We start from the raw sequence: 14528 nt of genomic DNA on the forward strand, positions 1-14528 counted from the left end.
TGATCAAGGAGGAGATGACCATGCCGAACTTCGCACTCCGCCTGCCCGACCACGTCATGGTGCAGGCCAAGAGCGCCGCCGACGAGGATAATGTCTCCATCAATCAGCTGCTGGTCGCCTTCATCGCGGAGGGGCTCGGTCATCGGCGCGGATTGAGGGCGCTTCAGGAGCGGTCCGCGCGCGCCGATGTGGGCGCCGCCCTGGCGCTGCTCGACAGGGCTCCGGACGTGCCGGCACCGCCCGGCGACGCGATGAGGCCCGAGCGATGAGTGGAACAACGATGCGCGAAGCCTTCGTCGTCGACGATCTCACCAAGGATTCGCAACGCCGCGCCGCCGATCCACGGGCCTCGGCCTGGGTCTCGGCCAATGCGGGGGCGGGCAAGACCAAGGTGCTCACCGACCGGGTCGTGCGCCTGCTCCTCGACGGGGCGCCACCGGCCCGCATCCTGTGCCTCACCTTCACCAAGGCGGCGGCCGCCAACATGTCGATCCGGGTGTTCCGCGTGCTCGGCCGCTGGGTCACCCTCGACGACGCCACCTTGACGGCGGAACTCACCGAGCTGACGGGCGAGCGCCCCTCGCGAAAGACGCTGCAGGTGGCGCGGCGCCTGTTCGCCCGCGCCGTCGAGACGCCGGGCGGCCTGAAGATCGAGACCCTGCACGCCCTGTGCGAGCGCCTGCTGCACATGTTCCCCTTCGAGGCGAACGTGCCGGCCCGCTTCGTCGTCCTGGACGAGACGCAGGCGGCGGACGCCTTCCTCATCGAGACGGGCAACGTCCTGGCCGACGCCATCGGGGGCGCCTATCCCGACCTGGGCGAAGCCCTGGCCATCGTCGGCCCCGAGGCGACGGGCGACGCCCTGCGCAAGGCGATCCGCAACGCGATGCGGGCGCGGGACGTGCTGGCCGACCGCTTCGGGCTCGACGGGTCGTTCGCCGCGCTCGCCGACGCCCTCGGGGTCCGGCCCGGCGACAGCGTGAAGGCCATCGAGGCCCGCATGCTCGACGGTGTTCTCGGCGATCTGACGGACGTCGCCGCGCGGATGCGGACCGGCAAGGCCACCGACGAGGGCATCGCCGACCGGCTGGTGCAGGTCGCTCGCGCCGAGTCCCCGGCGGAGGCTCTGGAGATCTATCGCGGCGTCTTCTTCACCAAGGAGGGGCTGCCGAAAGCCGACAAGAGCCTCGGCACCAAGGCGGTGCCCGACGACGTCAAGCAGGCCCTGCGCGACGAGCGCGACCGGCTGGAGCCGCTGCAGGACACGTTGCGCGGTGTCCAGGCCCTTCAGCGCACCCGTGCCCTGTTCACCCTGGCGGCCGAGATCCACCGCCGGGTCGAGACGCAGAAGGCCCGCCTCGGGGCGCTCGATTTCGACGACCTGATCCACAAGACCCTCGACCTCCTCGGCCGGGTCGATTCCACCTGGGTGCTCTACAAGCTCGATCGCGGCGTCGACCACGTCCTCATCGACGAGGCGCAGGACACCAACCCGCACCAGTGGGAGATCCTGCGCCGCATCACCGCCGAGTTCGCGTCCGGCGAGGGCGCCCGCGAGGTGGCGCGCACCCGCTTCGCCGTGGGCGATCCGAAGCAGTCGATCTACAGCTTCCAGGGCGCCGAGCCGCGCGAGTTCGAGACCACGCGCCGGGAATGGCAGCGGGCCGCGCAAGGGGCCGACCTCGCTTTCTCGGACGTCCACCTGAACCTGTCGTTCCGCTCGGCCGGCGGTGTCCTGCGGGCGGTCGACGCCACCTTCAAGATCCCCGAGCACTACGAGGGCCTGTCCTTCGAGGACACCGCCGTCGGCACCACCCACAGCACGGCCCGGGCCTCGGCGCCGGGCGCGGTCGAACTCTGGCCGCTGGAGGAGCCGGCCGACGAGCCCGAGCCCGATGCCTGGGCGGCGCCGGTCGACGCGCCCGAGACCAACGCGCCCGCCATCGTCACCGCGCGCCGGGTCGCGCGGGCGGCCCTGACCTGGATCACCACCGGCGACGAGACCGGCCGGGTCTGGAGGCCCGGCGACATCCTCATCCTGGTGCGCAAGCGCTCGGCCGCCTTCGAGGAGGTGATCCGCGCCATGAAGGCCCTCGGCGTGCCCGTCGCCGGCCAGGACCGCCTCGACATCGCCGCCCATATCGCCGTCAACGATCTCGTGGCGGTGGGCCGGGCCGGGCTGCTGCCGGCCGACGACCTGACCCTGGCGGGCGCCCTCAAGACGCCGCTGGTCGGTTTCGACGACGACGACCTCGTCCGGATCGCGGCTCGCCGCGATCTGCACGAGACCCTGGAGGATGCCCTGGCGCGCCACGCCGCGGCCGGCGATCCGGCAGCGATCCGGGGGCACGAAGCCCTGCAATCCTGGATCGCTCTCGCCGCCTGCGAGGGGCCGTTCGGGTTCTACGCGACGCTGCTGGGGGCCCGGGGCGGGCGCCGCGCCCTGGTCTCACGCCTCGGCGGCGAGGCGGGCGACGCCATCGACGTCTTCCTGATGACGGCGGCGCAGGCTGAGCAGGGGCCGGATGCGCCCTCCCTCGGCGGATTTCTCGCCCGTTACGACATCGTCCCGGGACGCGGGGAGGGGGGCCACACCGTCAAGCGCGACCTCGATTCCGGGCGCGACGAGGTCCGGGTGATGACCGTCCACGGCGCCAAGGGGCTGGAGGCTCCGGTGGTGGTCGTCATCGACGGCTGCGAAGCGCTGGGCCGCAACGATCCGCCGCTGCTGCCGCTGCTGCCGGGGGCGCAGCGCTTCGGCCAGGGTGCCCGGCCGCTCCCGCCGGTCTGGGCCGGGGCCAAGGCAGGCGATTGCGACGCCGTCACGCAAGCCCGCGCCACCCTGCAGTCGCGTGCCCGCGAGGAGCACAACCGCCTCCTCTACGTGGCCATGACGCGGGCGGCCGACCGCCTCGTCATCGCGCCCTATCGCGGGCACGAGGCCCCGAGCGAGGCGGCTTGGTGCGAGATGATCCGCACCGGTCTGGAGCAGGAATTCGGGCCGGGCGACGCTTTGGAGACGCCGCACGGACCCGCGACCCTGTGGCGGGATGGCGGCACCGCGGCGCCGCACGCCGCTCCGGCATCGGCGGCGCCGGTCGCGCCGGAACTGCCGGCCTGGCTCGAAGCGCCGGTGGCGTCCGAGATCGAGGCGGCGCCGCCCGTGACCCCGTCCGGTGCCCTGGGGGCGGCCGACACCCGCCGCGAGCCGGGCCGCCGGCAGGCCGACAGCGAGGCACGCCGGCGCGGAACCCTGATCCACTCGCTGGTGGAGCACCTGCCGCGGATCGAGCCGGCCCAGCGCGAAGCCGCCGCCACCGCCTTCGTCCGTGCCCGCTCGCCGGGCCTCGATCGGGCCAAGCAGGCCGGCATCGTCGCCGCGACCTTGCGGCTGCTCGACGAACCCGACCTCGCTCCGCTCTTCGCGCGGGAGGCGCGGGCCGAAGTCACCCTGTCCGGGCGCGTGCGCGTCGGGGGCGTGTCGCGCCCCGTCTTCGGTCGGGTCGATCGCCTGGCGCTGACCGACCAGTCCGTGCTGGTGGCGGATTTCAAGACCGGCCGCCCGCCCGCCGAGGGCGCGCCGCTGCCGCGCGCCGAGGCCGGGCAGATCGCCCTCTATGCGGCGCTGCTGGCCGAGATCTATCCGGGGCGCCGGGTGGTCCCGATGCTGGTCTGGACCTCCGGTCCGGTCATCCGCCGGCTCGACCCGACGGAGATCGCCGAAGCCCTCGACGCCCTGTCGCGCCGCGCGGCCTGAGCCGGCGGCGGAGTCTGAGGGGAGGGCGGGAGCCTAGCGGCGCCCGCCGGCCGCCCGCTTGGTTGGAGCCGCGCCGCCCGAATCCTCCTCGAAGAGTTCGGCGAGCTTTTCCGTCATCGCGCCGCCGAGTTCCTCGGCGTCGATGATGGTGACCGCGCGGCGGTAATAGCGCGTCACGTCGTGGCCGATGCCGATGGCGAGCAGCTCCACCGGCGAGCGGGTCTCGATGTCCTCGATCATCCAGCGCAGGTGGCGCTCGAGATAATTGCCCGGATTGACCGAGAGGGTCGAATCGTCGACCGGCGCGCCGTCCGAGATCACCATCAGGATCTTGCGCTGTTCCGGGCGGGCCAGGAGCCGCTTGTGCGCCCAGTCCAGGGCCTCACCGTCGATATTCTCCTTCAGCAGCCCCTCGCGCATCATCAGCCCGAGGTTCTTGCGCGCCCGGCGCCACGGGGCGTCGGCGCTCTTATAGACGATGTGGCGCAGGTCGTTCAGGCGTCCCGGCGCGTTCGGCTTGCCGCCCGCCAGCCACGCCTCGCGCGATTGCCCACCCTTCCAGGCCCGGGTGGTGAAGCCCAGAATCTCGACCTTGACGCCGCAGCGCTCCAGCGTGCGGGCCAGGATGTCGGCGCAGGTCGCCGCCACGGTGATCGGACGCCCGCGCATCGAGCCGGAATTGTCCAGCAGGAGGGTCACGACGGTATCGCGGAAATTGGTGTCCTTCTCGCGCTTGAACGAGAGCGGCTGGTAGGGATCGGTGACCACGCGCACGAGACGGGCCGGATCGAGCTGCCCTTCCTCGAGGTCGAAGTCCCAGGCCCGGTTCTGCTGCGCCAGCAGGCGCCGCTGCAGGCGGTTCGCCAGGCGTCCGACCACGCCCTGGAGATGGGCGAGCTGCTTGTCGAGATAGGTGCGCAGGCGCGCCAGCTCCTCGACGTCGCAGAGATCCTCCGCGTGGATGATCTCGTCGAAGCGTGGATTGAAGACCTTGTACTCGGGTCCGCGCGGCTCGTTGGCCCGCTGCGACGGCGGCCGCCAGGCTTCGGAGGCTTCGTCGGATTCAGCGTTCTCGGCCTCGTCGGGCAGTTCGCCGGACGGAGCGTCGGCGGCCTCGGTGGCCCCCTCCTGCAACTCGTCGGAGGCCTCCTGCGAGGTCTCCATCTCGGAGCGGTCGCCCTGCGACTGCTCCTCGGCCTCGCCCTCGCTGGGAGTCTGCTCGTCGTCCTGCGACTCGTTCTCGTCCTCGTTGTCGTCGTCCTCGGGATCGAACGGGGTCTCGTCCGCCATGTCGAGGGAGCTGAGGAGGTCGCGCACCGAGCGGGCGAAGGCGCGCTGGTTCTCGATCGAACCGATCAGCCCGTCGAGGTTCGGGCCGGCCTTCTCCTCGATATGCGGGCGCCAGAGATCGACGATCTTCCGGGCCGCGGCCGGGGGAGCGGCGCCGGTCAGGCGCTCGCGCACCATCAGGGCGACGGCATCCTCCATCGGCGCATCGGCGCGGTCGGTGATGTCCTCGTACTTGCCGCCGCGATGGTAGCGGTCCTCCAGCATCGCCGAGAGGTTCGAGGCGACGCCGGACATCCGGCGCGAGCCGATGGCCTCGACCCGGGCCTGCTCGACGGCGTCGAACACCGCGCGGGCGCCGGCGTTCTCGGGCGCCAGCCGGCGGTGGACGGCGACGTCGTGACAGCCGAGGCGAAGCGCCATGGAGTCGGCGTTGCCGCGCAGGATCGCCACGTCCTCCGGCGTCAGCTTGCGCGGCGGCTCCGGCAGGCGCGCCTTGTCGCCGGTCAGGGCCGGGCGGTCGCTGGCATAGACCACCTCGATCTCGGAGCGCTTGGCGATGGCGCGCAGGCAGCCTGCCACCGAGCGCTTGAGCGGTTCGGCGACGGGCTCGCGCCGGTCGCCGGCTTTGCGGTTGGAGATCGACATGCGGGTCGACGGTATCCTCGAAGGAGCGGGACGGAGACTAGCTCAGGGCGACGTTCGACGCGCTCTCGGGCAGATCCTTGCCGAAGGCGCGCTGGTAGAACTCGGCCACCAGGGTGCGCTCGAGCTCGTCGCACTTGTTGAGGAAGGTCACCCGGAAGGCGAAGCCGATATCCTGGAAGATGTCGGCGTTCTCGGCCCAGGTGATCACCGTGCGGGGGCTCATGACGGTGGAGAGATCGCCGTTCATGAACGCGTTGCGGGTCAGGTCGGCGACCCGCACCATGCGGTTGACGATGTCGCGGCCGCCGTCGCGCTGGTAGTGCGCCGCCTTCGAGAGCACGATGTCGACCTCGCGGTCATGGGCCAGGTAGTTCAGGGTGGTGACGATGGACCAGCGATCCATCTGGCCCTGATTGATCTGCTGCGTGCCGTGATAGAGGCCCGAGGTGTCGCCGAGGCCGACGGTGTTGGCGGTGGCGAACAGGCGGAAGGCCGGGTGAGGGCTGATCACCCGCTTCTGGTCGAGAAGTGTCAGGCGGCCCGACAGCTCCAGCACGCGCTGGATCACGAACATCACGTCCGGGCGGCCGGCATCGTACTCGTCGAACACCAGCGCGACGTTGTTCTGGAGCGCCCAGGGCAGGATGCCGTCCTGGAAGGCGGTGACCTGCTTGCCGTCCTTCAGCACGATCGCGTCCTTGCCGACGAGGTCGATGCGCGAGACGTGGCTGTCGAGGTTGATCCGGATGCAGGGCCAGTTCAGGCGCGCGGCGACCTGCTCGATATGGGTCGACTTGCCGGTCCCGTGATAGCCGGTGACCATGACGCGCCGGTTGCGGGCGAAGCCGGCGAGGATCGCCAGGGTGGTCTCGCGGTCGAAGATGTAGTCCGGGTCGAGATCGGGCACGTGCTCCTCGCGCTGCGAGAAGGCCGGCACCATGAGATCGAGGTCGATGCCGAAGGCCTCGCGCACGGAGACTTTCCGGTCGGGCAGCGAGGCGGGCGTGACGTCAGAGAGCATAAGGACCTCGTCGGGGCGCGGGCGCCGGGCTTCGGGCGCGGAACACGCAGGCTGTTCGGGCTTCGGGGTCTGACGGCTCGGGAACCGAGCCGCGCGCGACCGCCATCTAAAGGTCGGCGCCGGGCGACGCCAAGGGGTGACTCCGCACGATATAGGGCCTCGCGCGGCAATTGCCGCCCACCTTGAGCAGGGGAGCCCCGGAAAACGTGCATCGATCGTGCCGGAACTCTTCGGCCGGGCCGGTTCGGGGCTCCGGAACGTCGCCGGCGCGGGCGGGGGAACGCCTCAGCAGAGTCCCGCGGCCCGAAGCGCATCGTGCGCCCGGATGATGTCCCGCAACCGCTCCTCGAACGAGCGGTCGCCGCCATTGGCGTCCGGGTGGAAGCGCTTCACCAGGGTCTTGTACTGGGCCTTGATGGCGGCCGAATCCGCGGTCTCGTCGAGGCCGAGCACGTCCAGCGCCTTCAGGGTGGCGGCCGAGTGCCGGGGCCGGCGCGGCTCGGGCGCGGCCTTGCGCCGGGCGGTCTCGCCCACGCCCTCGGCGCGCAGGATGTCCAGCGGATCGACATAGGCCCAGTCGCGCTTCGGGGCGGCCTTGCCCTTCTCGCCGGCGGTGGCGGGGTTCACCCCCATCGCCCAGGTCGGGCGATGCCCGATGATCGCGTCCTTCTGGAAGGCCTGCACGGCGGCGTCGTTCATGCCGTCGAAGTAGTTGTAGGTGGCGTTGTAGGCGCGCACGTGGTCCATGCAGAAGCGCCAGTACTGCCCTTCGGCCTTGCGCCCCTTGGGCGCGCGATAGAGGCCCGGATTCTTGCACCCCGGGGTCTCGCAGGTCTGGGTCGCAGCCGTCTTCGGCTCGTCGCAGGACGGCTTGATGCGGATGCTGTCGAACAGGGGCGAGTTGAGATCCATGATGGGGCGATTATGAGGGGGTGGGTCCGAGACACAAGAGCGGCGGGCCTGATGCCGCATGCGGCTGTCGGGGGTTGACGCGGAACGCGGGTCGCCGAGGCTCCGGCGACCCATGACGTAACGCTCGGGAACGAACGAGGGAACCACCCGCCATGACTGAAAACGCGACCGCAATCCCCACCCTGAAGGCGTGGATCACCGAGACGCTGCAGGCCGAGCTGGCCCCGGTGGCCCTGCAGGTCATCGATGAATCCCACCTGCATGCGGGGCACATGGGCGCCCGGCCCGAGGGCGAGACGCATTTCCGATTGGATGTCGTGGCGGCGGCGTTCGAGGGCAAGAGCCGGGTGGACCGGCACAGGATCGTCAATGCGGCCCTCGATCCGGCCTTCAAGCGCGGTCTTCACGCCCTGGCGGTGCGCGCCCGCACCCCTGCCGAGGCGGCCTGATCGCGCAACGACGCCCCGAGCGAGAGACGAGACGCCGCTTTGGCCCTGCATTGCACGCCCCATATCGCCATCGACGAGGCGGAACTCGAGGAGACGTTCGTGCGCGCCTCCGGTCCCGGCGGCCAGAACGTCAACAAACTTTCCACCGCCGTGCAGCTGCGCTTCGACGCCCGGCGTTCGGCCTCCCTGCCCGACGCCGTGGCGGTGCGGCTGATGCGGCTGGCCGGCCGGCGCCTCACGGTGGACGGCGTCATCGTGATCAGCGCCCAGCGCTTCCGGACCCAGGATCGCAACCGGGCCGACGCCCGCGAGCGGCTGGCCGAACTCGTGGCCGAGGCGGCGGTGCCGCCGACGCCGCGCCGCGCCACGCGGCCGACTCTCGCCTCGAAGAAGCGCCGCCTCGACGATAAGTCGAAGCGGAGCGCGACCAAGCGCCTGCGCGGGAGCGGGGGCGCCGATTAGGGCGGTGGGACCGCCCCGGCGCGGGCGGCGCCGATCAGGGCCGGACCGCCGCCGTGCCGTCCGGCGGGTGCGTCTCGACCTCGCCGCTGACATAGGCGCTGCCGGGCTTGGCGATGGTCAACCCGAGGGCGATGATCGCCAGGAGGGCCGAGACGGCCGCGGGAAACAGGAAGGCGTCCTCGCCGTAACGCATCTGCAGGAAGCCGCCGATGACCGCGCCGGTGCTGAGCGCCGCCCAGAGCGGCGCCTGGATCCAGAACGAGGGCGCCACTGTGCCGAGGAGCAGGTTCGCGAGGCCGGTTCCGAACCGCACCACCGCACCGGTCACGTAGGTGAGCGCGAGGCTGCGCCCGCCCTCGTCCTGCAGGGTCGCGTTCTGAAGGCCGAGCGCGATCACGATGGGATAGGCGTGGAGCGGGAACGCGAAGGTCCCGTGCGGGACGATCAGGCCGATGGTGAGCAGGACGGATTGCAGCAGGAGCAGCACCGACAGGCGCCAGCGCCCGACCCAGGCGGCGATCAGGGTTCCGGCAAAGGCGCCGAAGCAGAACAGCACGATGACGGAGGCGACCCGCGAGGTGCTCTCCCAGTCGAACCGGCTCACCGACACGCCGAAGCGCGTCGTGTTCCCGCTCATGAACGACATGAACAGCTGTGAGAATTCGAGGAAGCCGATGGAATCGGCGCAGCCCGCCACCGCCGAGAGCGCCAGCGCGAAGGGAATCCGCGTCGCGGCGCTCGCCGGAAACGACTTGTTCTGCGGCTCTGCCATGAGATCTCCAATGTGCTTGTGGGGCGTGCCGGTCTGCGCGGGGCGACACAGTCGGCAGAAGGCGGTCGGGACAGCACCGAGGCAAGCCGATGATGCCGTCAGGGGCGGCGCGACGCGGACGGGGCCCGGTGCGCCTGAAGCGCCTGGGTCCCGGCTGGCAACAGCGACCCTGAGTTTTGGTTCAACCGTGTTGCCCGCCCGGGTTCAAGGGGCGCAACGGGATCGTGATCGCCGCGCAAGCCGTGCCCTCACGACATGCCCTCACGACGTGCCATCACGACGCGCCACCACGATCCGGCCCGCCACGTCGGCCCCGTTCTCGCGGCGGATCACGGCAGGCGCGAGGGTCTCCGGCGTGAAGCCGGAACGCGTCAGGGTGTCCCGCACCAGGGGGTCGCCATGGGCGTAGCGGGCATCCGGCCCGAGCACCCATCCGTCGCCGGGGTGGGACTGGACCGTGAAGGCGAGGTGCCCGCCCGGCCGCAGAACCCGTGCGGCGCCGGCCAGCATCCCGACCATGTCGCCGACATAGATCAGGACATCGGCCGCGGTGACGCAATCGGCGCTGCCGGCCGCTTCGGCCGCCAGGGCGGCGACGAGTTCACCCTCCACCAGCCGGTGATAGCTGCCGCGCCGGGCGGCCTCGGCCAGCATCCGGGGCGACAGGTCGATCCCGGTGAGATGGGTCGGCCGGTGGCCGAGGGCGGCGCCGACGAGCCCGGTGCCGCAGCCGAGATCGATCACCCGGCCGAGCGGCGTGCCGCTCCCCACCAGCGCATCGAGGGCCTCCACCAGCAGGTCCGGCCCGCGATAGGCCAGGCCGCCGACGAGGTGGCGGTCGAAGCGCGGGGCATAGGCGTCGAACAGCGCCCGCACGTAGCCCGGCGAGATCGCCGTGAGGGCCGCGCCCGCGCCGATCCGCACCAGGGCGATGCGCGCGCCTTGCGCGTCGTCGGGGTCGATCTCCAGCGCATTGGCGTAGGCGCGCAGGGCGGCATGATGGTCGTCGGGCCGACCGGTCCGGCCATGGCGGGCCTCGCGGGCGCGGCCGAGGAGGAACCAGGCCGGGGCGAAGCGGGGCGCGATCTCCAGGCATTGCTCGGCCATCTCGGCGGCGGCGTCGGGGTCGCCCTCGTCGAGGCAGGCCTGGGCATAGGCGTAGCGCCGGTCGGCGAGGAAGTCGCCGGAGGTGATCGTGCGGGACATGTGGCTGCGCGTGGGCCTCGGGCGCCCTATATGCCGCGCCGATGACATTCAGCGCCAGCGATCTTCTCACCCTGACCCGGGAGGGGCTGTACTGCCCCCTCGGTGGCTTTCACGTCGACCCGACCTGGCCGGTGCCCCGCGCCCTCATCACCCACGGCCATGCCGACCATGCCCGGGCGGGTCACGGCCGGGTGATGGCGACGCCCGAGACCCTGCGCATCATGGCGGTGCGCTACGGAGCCGATTTTTGCGAGAGCCGGCAGGAGGCGCCCCTGGGCGAGGCGATCCGCATCGGCGACGTCACCGTGCGCTTCGCCCCCGCCGGGCACGTGCTCGGCTCGGCCCAGATCGCGATCGAGGCGCAGGGCGTGCGGGTGGTGGTCTCGGGCGATTACAAGCGCGCCTACGATCCGACCTGCCTGCCGTTCGAGGTGGTGCCCTGCGATGTCTTCATCACCGAGGCGACCTTCGGCCTGCCGGTGTTCCGGATGCCGGACACCCGCGACGAGGTGCGCAAGCTCATCGATTCGGTGGCCCTGTTTCCCGAGCGCGCCCACATCGTCGGCGCCTACGCGCTCGGCAAGGCGCAGAGGGTGATGGCCCTGCTGCGGGAGGCCGGCTACGACCGGCCGATCTACCTGCACGGCGCCATGGAAAAGCTGACCGAGCTCTACAAGCAGGAGGGGATTGCGCTGGGCGAGACCCCCAAGGTGGTGGCCACCGAGCGCGGCAAGCTGCACGGCGCCATCGTGCTGTGCCCGCCCTCCTCGATTCAGGACGTGTGGTCGAGAAAATTCCCCGACCCCGTCACGGCGTTCGCCTCCGGCTGGATGCGGGTGCGGGCCCGGGCGCGCCAGAAGGGCGTCGAACTCCCGCTCTGCATCTCCGACCATTCCGACTGGCCGGACCTGTGCCGCACGATCCGGGAGACCGGGGCCGGCGAGGTCTGGGTCACCCACGGGCAGGAGGACGCGCTGGTGCACTGGTGCGGGACGCAAGGCATCAAGGCCAAGCCCCTGCACCTGCTCGGCTACGGCGACGACGGCGAGTCCGAGCCGACCGCCGCAACCGAGGAGGCCGTGGCATGAACGACTTCGCCCATCTCCTCGACCGCCTCGCCTACGAGCCGCGCCGCAACGCCAAACTGCGCCTGCTGCAGGATTACTTCGCCCATGCCCCGGACCCCGAGCGCGGCTACGCCCTGGCGGCGATGACCGGCGGCCTGAGCTTTCGCGAGGCCAAGCCCGCGATGATCCGGGGGCTGGTGGAGGCCCGCGTCGATCCGGTGCTGTTCGGGCTCTCGCACAACTACGTCGGCGATCTCGCCGAGACCACGGCGTTGATCTGGCCGGCACCCCTTGTCCAGGATGGCGAGTCGGTCATCGGCCCGGGCCACAACAACCCGCCCCCGCACGTGCCCACCCTCGCCGAGGTGGTCGAGACCCTCGGCACCGTGAAGAAGGCGGACCTGCCCGCCCGGATCGCCGCGTGGCTCGATGCCCTCGACGAGACGGGGCGCTGGGCGCTCCTGAAGCTGATCACCGGCGCGCTCCGGGTCGGCGTCTCGGCCCGCCTCGCCAAGACCGCCATCGGGGCGCTCGGCGGCCACGAGGCCGATGCGGTCGAGGAGGTCTGGCACGGCCTCGAGCCGCCCTACGCCACCCTGTTCGCCTGGGTCGAGGGCCGGGCCGAGCGTCCCACCACCCTCAACCCGGCCCCGTTCCGGCCGCCGATGCTCTCGCACCCGATTGACGAGGAGGCGGATTTCGAAAAACTCGATCCGGCGGCGTTCTCCGGCGAGTGGAAATGGGACGGCATCCGGGTCCAGCTCGTCGGCGGACGGGACGAGGCCGGGGTGCAGGTGGCGCGGATCTATTCCCGCACCGGCGAGGACATCTCCGGCGCCTTCCCGGATCTGGCCGAGGCCATCACCTTCTCGGGCGCCATCGACGGCGAATTGCTGATCCTGCGCGAGGAGCGCGTGCAGAGTTTCAACGTGCTGCAGCAGCGCCTGAACCGAAAGGCCGTGACGCCGAAGCTGCTGGAGGAGTTTCCCGCCCATGTCCGCGCCTACGACCTGATGCAGGCGGAGGGCGAGGATTTGCGCCCGCTGCCCTTCGAAGCGCGCCGGCAGCGGCTCGAGGCGTTCGTCGCCGCCCTCGACCACGCCCGCATCGACCTCTCGCCCCTGGTGCCCTTCACCACCTGGGACGAGCTGGCCGCCGCGCGCGCCGATCCGGCCGCTGTCGGCGCCGGCGAGGATGCCGACGCCATCGAGGGCGTCATGCTGAAAGCCCGCGACAGCGTCTATCTGCCGGGCCGGCCCAAGGGGCCGTGGTGGAAGTGGAAGCGCGAGCCGTTCCGCGTCGACACCGTGATGATGTACGCCCAGCGCGGGCACGGAAAGCGCTCGTCGTTCTATTCCGACTACACCTTCGGCGTCTGGCGCGACCGCGAGGACGGCACGCCCGAACTCGTGCCGGTCGGCAAGGCCTATCACGGCTTCACCGATGCCGAGCTCGCCAAGCTCGACCGCTACGTCCGCAACAACACCACCAAGCGCTTCGGCCCGGTGCGCGAGGTGTCCTACGGCCTCGACCACGGCCTCGTGCTGGAGATCGCCTTCGAGGGCGTCCAGCGCTCGACCCGGCACAAATCCGGCGTCGCCATGCGGTTTCCCCGGGTGGCCCGCATCCGCTGGGACAAGCCGGCGGCGGAGGCCGACCGGATCGACGCCCTGGAGATCATCCTGGCCCGCGGCGAGCGCGAGATCGCGCCGGGCGAAACCCTGACGGAGGCGCAAGGATGAGGCCGGCGGGAAAAATCAGTGCGATGCAGGGGTTCGCCAGCGGTGCGGCGACGCGTCAGGCCGGCGCCACGATCACGGTCTCGACCCCGGGCCAGGGCTTCACCGACATCACCCGGGCGGTGGCGGCGTTCCTGGCGCAGAGCGGGATCGCGGACGGCCTCGTCACGGTGTTCTGCCGGCACACCTCGGCCTCCCTGACGATCCAGGAGAACGCCGACCCGGACGTGCAGACCGACCTCCTCACCGCCCTCGACGGCCTCGCCCCCCGCCATGCCGGCTACGTCCACGGTGCCGAGGGACCGGACGACATGCCGGCCCATATCCGCACGATGGTGACGGATTCGAGCCTGTCGATCCCGGTGGCGGGCGGTCGCCTCGCCCTGGGGACGTGGCAGGGGATCTACCTCGTCGAGCACCGCGACCGGCCGCACCGGCGTGAGATCGTGCTGCAGGCGCTCGGGGCGTGATCGCCGGCGCCGCTCGCCGGTTTGGTCATCGCCGGATCAGGATCACCCCGCCGATCAGGAGCGCCACCCCGATCATGCGCGGCCCGTCGAGGGCGCGCTGGGCGAGGCCGAGCCAGCCGAAATGGTCGAACGCCACCGAGGCGAGCATCTGTCCGGTGACCAGCAGCGCCAGGAAGGTGGCGGCGCCGAGCTGCGGCACCAGGATGGTGGCCAGGGCGATGAAGACCGCGCCGAAGAACCCGCCGCTCCAGGCCCACCAGGGAATGCGCGCCGCCAGGCCCGCCGCCGGCAGCGGATCGCGCAGGGCCAGGGCCAGCACCACCATCGACAGTAGCCCCACGAAGTAGCTTGCGAACCCGGCCCAGGCCGAGGAGTTCAGGGCGATCCGCAGGTTCGCGATCAACGCCTGCTGCACCACGATGCTGGCGCCCGCCATGATCGAGAGGGCGAGGGGAAGCACGAGGTTGAGCATGGGCCGGATGCTTTCCTGCACGGGATGGCGTCGCGGCTTTCTGCGGAGCCGCCTCGTCAGGGTCGACAACCATCCCACGGCCCGGCCGTCAATTTCTGATTTCGGATCGCATCGGTTTCGAGGACAGGCCCGTGCCTCGATCGCAAGACGCTTGTTCGGCGGGAGCCCGCCCGTCGTTCGGGTCCACCGCAAACCCGAGCGTCAGCGCGTGATCACCGAACCCACGCCCGGATTCACGGTTCTCGCAGCATCGGCGATGGGAACAC

13 protein-coding genes are annotated in these 14528 nt (G+C 71.2%); 7 read left to right on the forward strand and 6 right to left on the reverse strand.

What is annotated here, in order from left to right; genetic code table 11:
* The first annotated feature begins 20 nt into the window (after window positions 1-20).
* Together ACV7NL_RS07895 and addA are read left to right on the forward strand one after the other, a co-directional pair.
* The gene (locus ACV7NL_RS07895; RefSeq protein WP_056484558.1) at window positions 21-269 is read left to right on the forward strand and encodes a hypothetical protein; all 249 of its coding nucleotides are present in this window, start codon (window positions 21-23) and stop codon (window positions 267-269) included.
* Window positions 266-3757, forward strand: a complete 3492-nt coding sequence (gene addA / locus ACV7NL_RS07900; RefSeq protein WP_463355349.1) for a double-strand break repair helicase AddA — start codon at window positions 266-268, stop codon at window positions 3755-3757. The genes ACV7NL_RS07895 and addA overlap by 4 nt, the downstream gene beginning before the upstream one ends.
* Window positions 3758-3790: 33 nt before the next feature.
* Here addA and cobT read toward each other — a convergent pair whose 3' ends face one another.
* The 3 genes from cobT to ACV7NL_RS07915 form a co-directional block, all read right to left on the reverse strand.
* A complete protein-coding gene (cobT, locus tag ACV7NL_RS07905; protein ID WP_463355350.1) occupies window positions 3791-5692 on the reverse strand; it encodes a cobaltochelatase subunit CobT in 1902 nt (633 codons plus the stop codon).
* A 37-nt stretch (window positions 5693-5729) separates the two neighbouring features.
* Window positions 5730-6713, reverse strand: coding sequence for a cobaltochelatase subunit CobS (gene cobS, locus ACV7NL_RS07910; RefSeq protein WP_056179310.1), 984 nt, complete (start codon window positions 6711-6713; stop codon window positions 5730-5732).
* Between the two features lie 285 nt (window positions 6714-6998).
* The gene (locus tag ACV7NL_RS07915; RefSeq protein WP_463355351.1) at window positions 6999-7625 is read right to left on the reverse strand and encodes a J domain-containing protein; all 627 of its coding nucleotides are present in this window, start codon (window positions 7623-7625) and stop codon (window positions 6999-7001) included.
* A 152-nt stretch (window positions 7626-7777) separates the two neighbouring features.
* Here ACV7NL_RS07915 and ACV7NL_RS07920 point away from each other — a divergent pair, with 152 nt between their 5' ends.
* Together ACV7NL_RS07920 and arfB are read left to right on the forward strand one after the other, a co-directional pair.
* Window positions 7778-8074: a BolA family protein gene (locus ACV7NL_RS07920; RefSeq protein WP_056484023.1), complete on the forward strand. Its 297-nt coding sequence runs from the start codon at window positions 7778-7780 to the stop codon at window positions 8072-8074.
* Window positions 8075-8113: 39 nt separating this feature from the next.
* Window positions 8114-8536 carry an alternative ribosome rescue aminoacyl-tRNA hydrolase ArfB gene (arfB, locus tag ACV7NL_RS07925; RefSeq protein WP_056179322.1) on the forward strand — a complete coding sequence of 141 codons (423 nt, stop codon included), beginning with the start codon at window positions 8114-8116 and terminating at the stop codon, window positions 8534-8536.
* 34 nt (window positions 8537-8570) lie between these two features.
* Here arfB and ACV7NL_RS07930 read toward each other — a convergent pair whose 3' ends face one another.
* Together ACV7NL_RS07930 and ACV7NL_RS07935 are read right to left on the reverse strand one after the other, a co-directional pair.
* On the reverse strand, window positions 8571-9308 hold the full coding sequence (locus ACV7NL_RS07930; RefSeq protein ID WP_056179325.1) for a YoaK family protein: 738 nt from the start codon (window positions 9306-9308) through the stop codon (window positions 8571-8573).
* 261 nt (window positions 9309-9569) lie between these two features.
* Window positions 9570-10514, reverse strand: coding sequence for a class I SAM-dependent DNA methyltransferase (locus ACV7NL_RS07935; RefSeq protein ID WP_463355352.1), 945 nt, complete (start codon window positions 10512-10514; stop codon window positions 9570-9572).
* 41 nt (window positions 10515-10555) lie between these two features.
* Between ACV7NL_RS07935 and ACV7NL_RS07940 the strand changes: the two genes are divergently transcribed.
* From ACV7NL_RS07940 to ACV7NL_RS07950, 3 genes are read left to right on the forward strand one after another with little or no spacing between them, the layout of a single operon-like run.
* Window positions 10556-11602 carry a ligase-associated DNA damage response exonuclease gene (locus ACV7NL_RS07940; protein WP_247634987.1) on the forward strand — a complete coding sequence of 349 codons (1047 nt, stop codon included), beginning with the start codon at window positions 10556-10558 and terminating at the stop codon, window positions 11600-11602.
* Entirely contained in the window at window positions 11599-13323 is a 1725-nt protein-coding gene (locus tag ACV7NL_RS07945) for a cisplatin damage response ATP-dependent DNA ligase (protein WP_463355353.1), read from the forward strand. The genes ACV7NL_RS07940 and ACV7NL_RS07945 overlap by 4 nt, the downstream gene beginning before the upstream one ends.
* 23 nt (window positions 13324-13346) lie before the next feature.
* Window positions 13347-13790, forward strand: a complete 444-nt coding sequence (locus tag ACV7NL_RS07950) for a secondary thiamine-phosphate synthase enzyme YjbQ (protein ID WP_443136715.1) — start codon at window positions 13347-13349, stop codon at window positions 13788-13790.
* Window positions 13791-13815: 25 nt separating this feature from the next.
* Here ACV7NL_RS07950 and ACV7NL_RS07955 read toward each other — a convergent pair whose 3' ends face one another.
* Window positions 13816-14262: a DMT family transporter gene (locus ACV7NL_RS07955; protein ID WP_056179343.1), complete on the reverse strand. Its 447-nt coding sequence runs from the start codon at window positions 14260-14262 to the stop codon at window positions 13816-13818.
* Window positions 14263-14528 lie beyond the last annotated feature (266 nt).

The organism is Methylobacterium sp. Ger2507, assembly GCF_055231875.1.

Excerpts from the sequence above, each read along its gene's own strand:
- ACV7NL_RS07895 (WP_056484558.1), top strand. The coding sequence starts at position 21 with ATGCCGAACTTCGCACTCCGCCTGCCCGACCACGTCATGGTGCAGGCC.
- addA (WP_463355349.1), top strand. The coding sequence starts at position 266 with ATGAGTGGAACAACGATGCGCGAAGCCTTCGTCGTCGACGATCTCACC.
- cobT (WP_463355350.1), bottom strand. The coding sequence starts at position 5,692 with ATGTCGATCTCCAACCGCAAAGCCGGCGACCGGCGCGAGCCCGTCGCC.
- cobS (WP_056179310.1), bottom strand. The coding sequence starts at position 6,713 with ATGCTCTCTGACGTCACGCCCGCCTCGCTGCCCGACCGGAAAGTCTCC.
- ACV7NL_RS07915 (WP_463355351.1), bottom strand. The coding sequence starts at position 7,625 with ATGGATCTCAACTCGCCCCTGTTCGACAGCATCCGCATCAAGCCGTCC.
- ACV7NL_RS07920 (WP_056484023.1), top strand. The coding sequence starts at position 7,778 with ATGACTGAAAACGCGACCGCAATCCCCACCCTGAAGGCGTGGATCACC.
- ACV7NL_RS07930 (WP_056179325.1), bottom strand. The coding sequence starts at position 9,308 with ATGGCAGAGCCGCAGAACAAGTCGTTTCCGGCGAGCGCCGCGACGCGG.
- ACV7NL_RS07935 (WP_463355352.1), bottom strand. The coding sequence starts at position 10,514 with ATGTCCCGCACGATCACCTCCGGCGACTTCCTCGCCGACCGGCGCTAC.
- ACV7NL_RS07940 (WP_247634987.1), top strand. The coding sequence starts at position 10,556 with ATGACATTCAGCGCCAGCGATCTTCTCACCCTGACCCGGGAGGGGCTG.
- ACV7NL_RS07945 (WP_463355353.1), top strand. The coding sequence starts at position 11,599 with ATGAACGACTTCGCCCATCTCCTCGACCGCCTCGCCTACGAGCCGCGC.
- ACV7NL_RS07950 (WP_443136715.1), top strand. The coding sequence starts at position 13,347 with ATGCAGGGGTTCGCCAGCGGTGCGGCGACGCGTCAGGCCGGCGCCACG.
- ACV7NL_RS07955 (WP_056179343.1), bottom strand. The coding sequence starts at position 14,262 with ATGCTCAACCTCGTGCTTCCCCTCGCCCTCTCGATCATGGCGGGCGCC.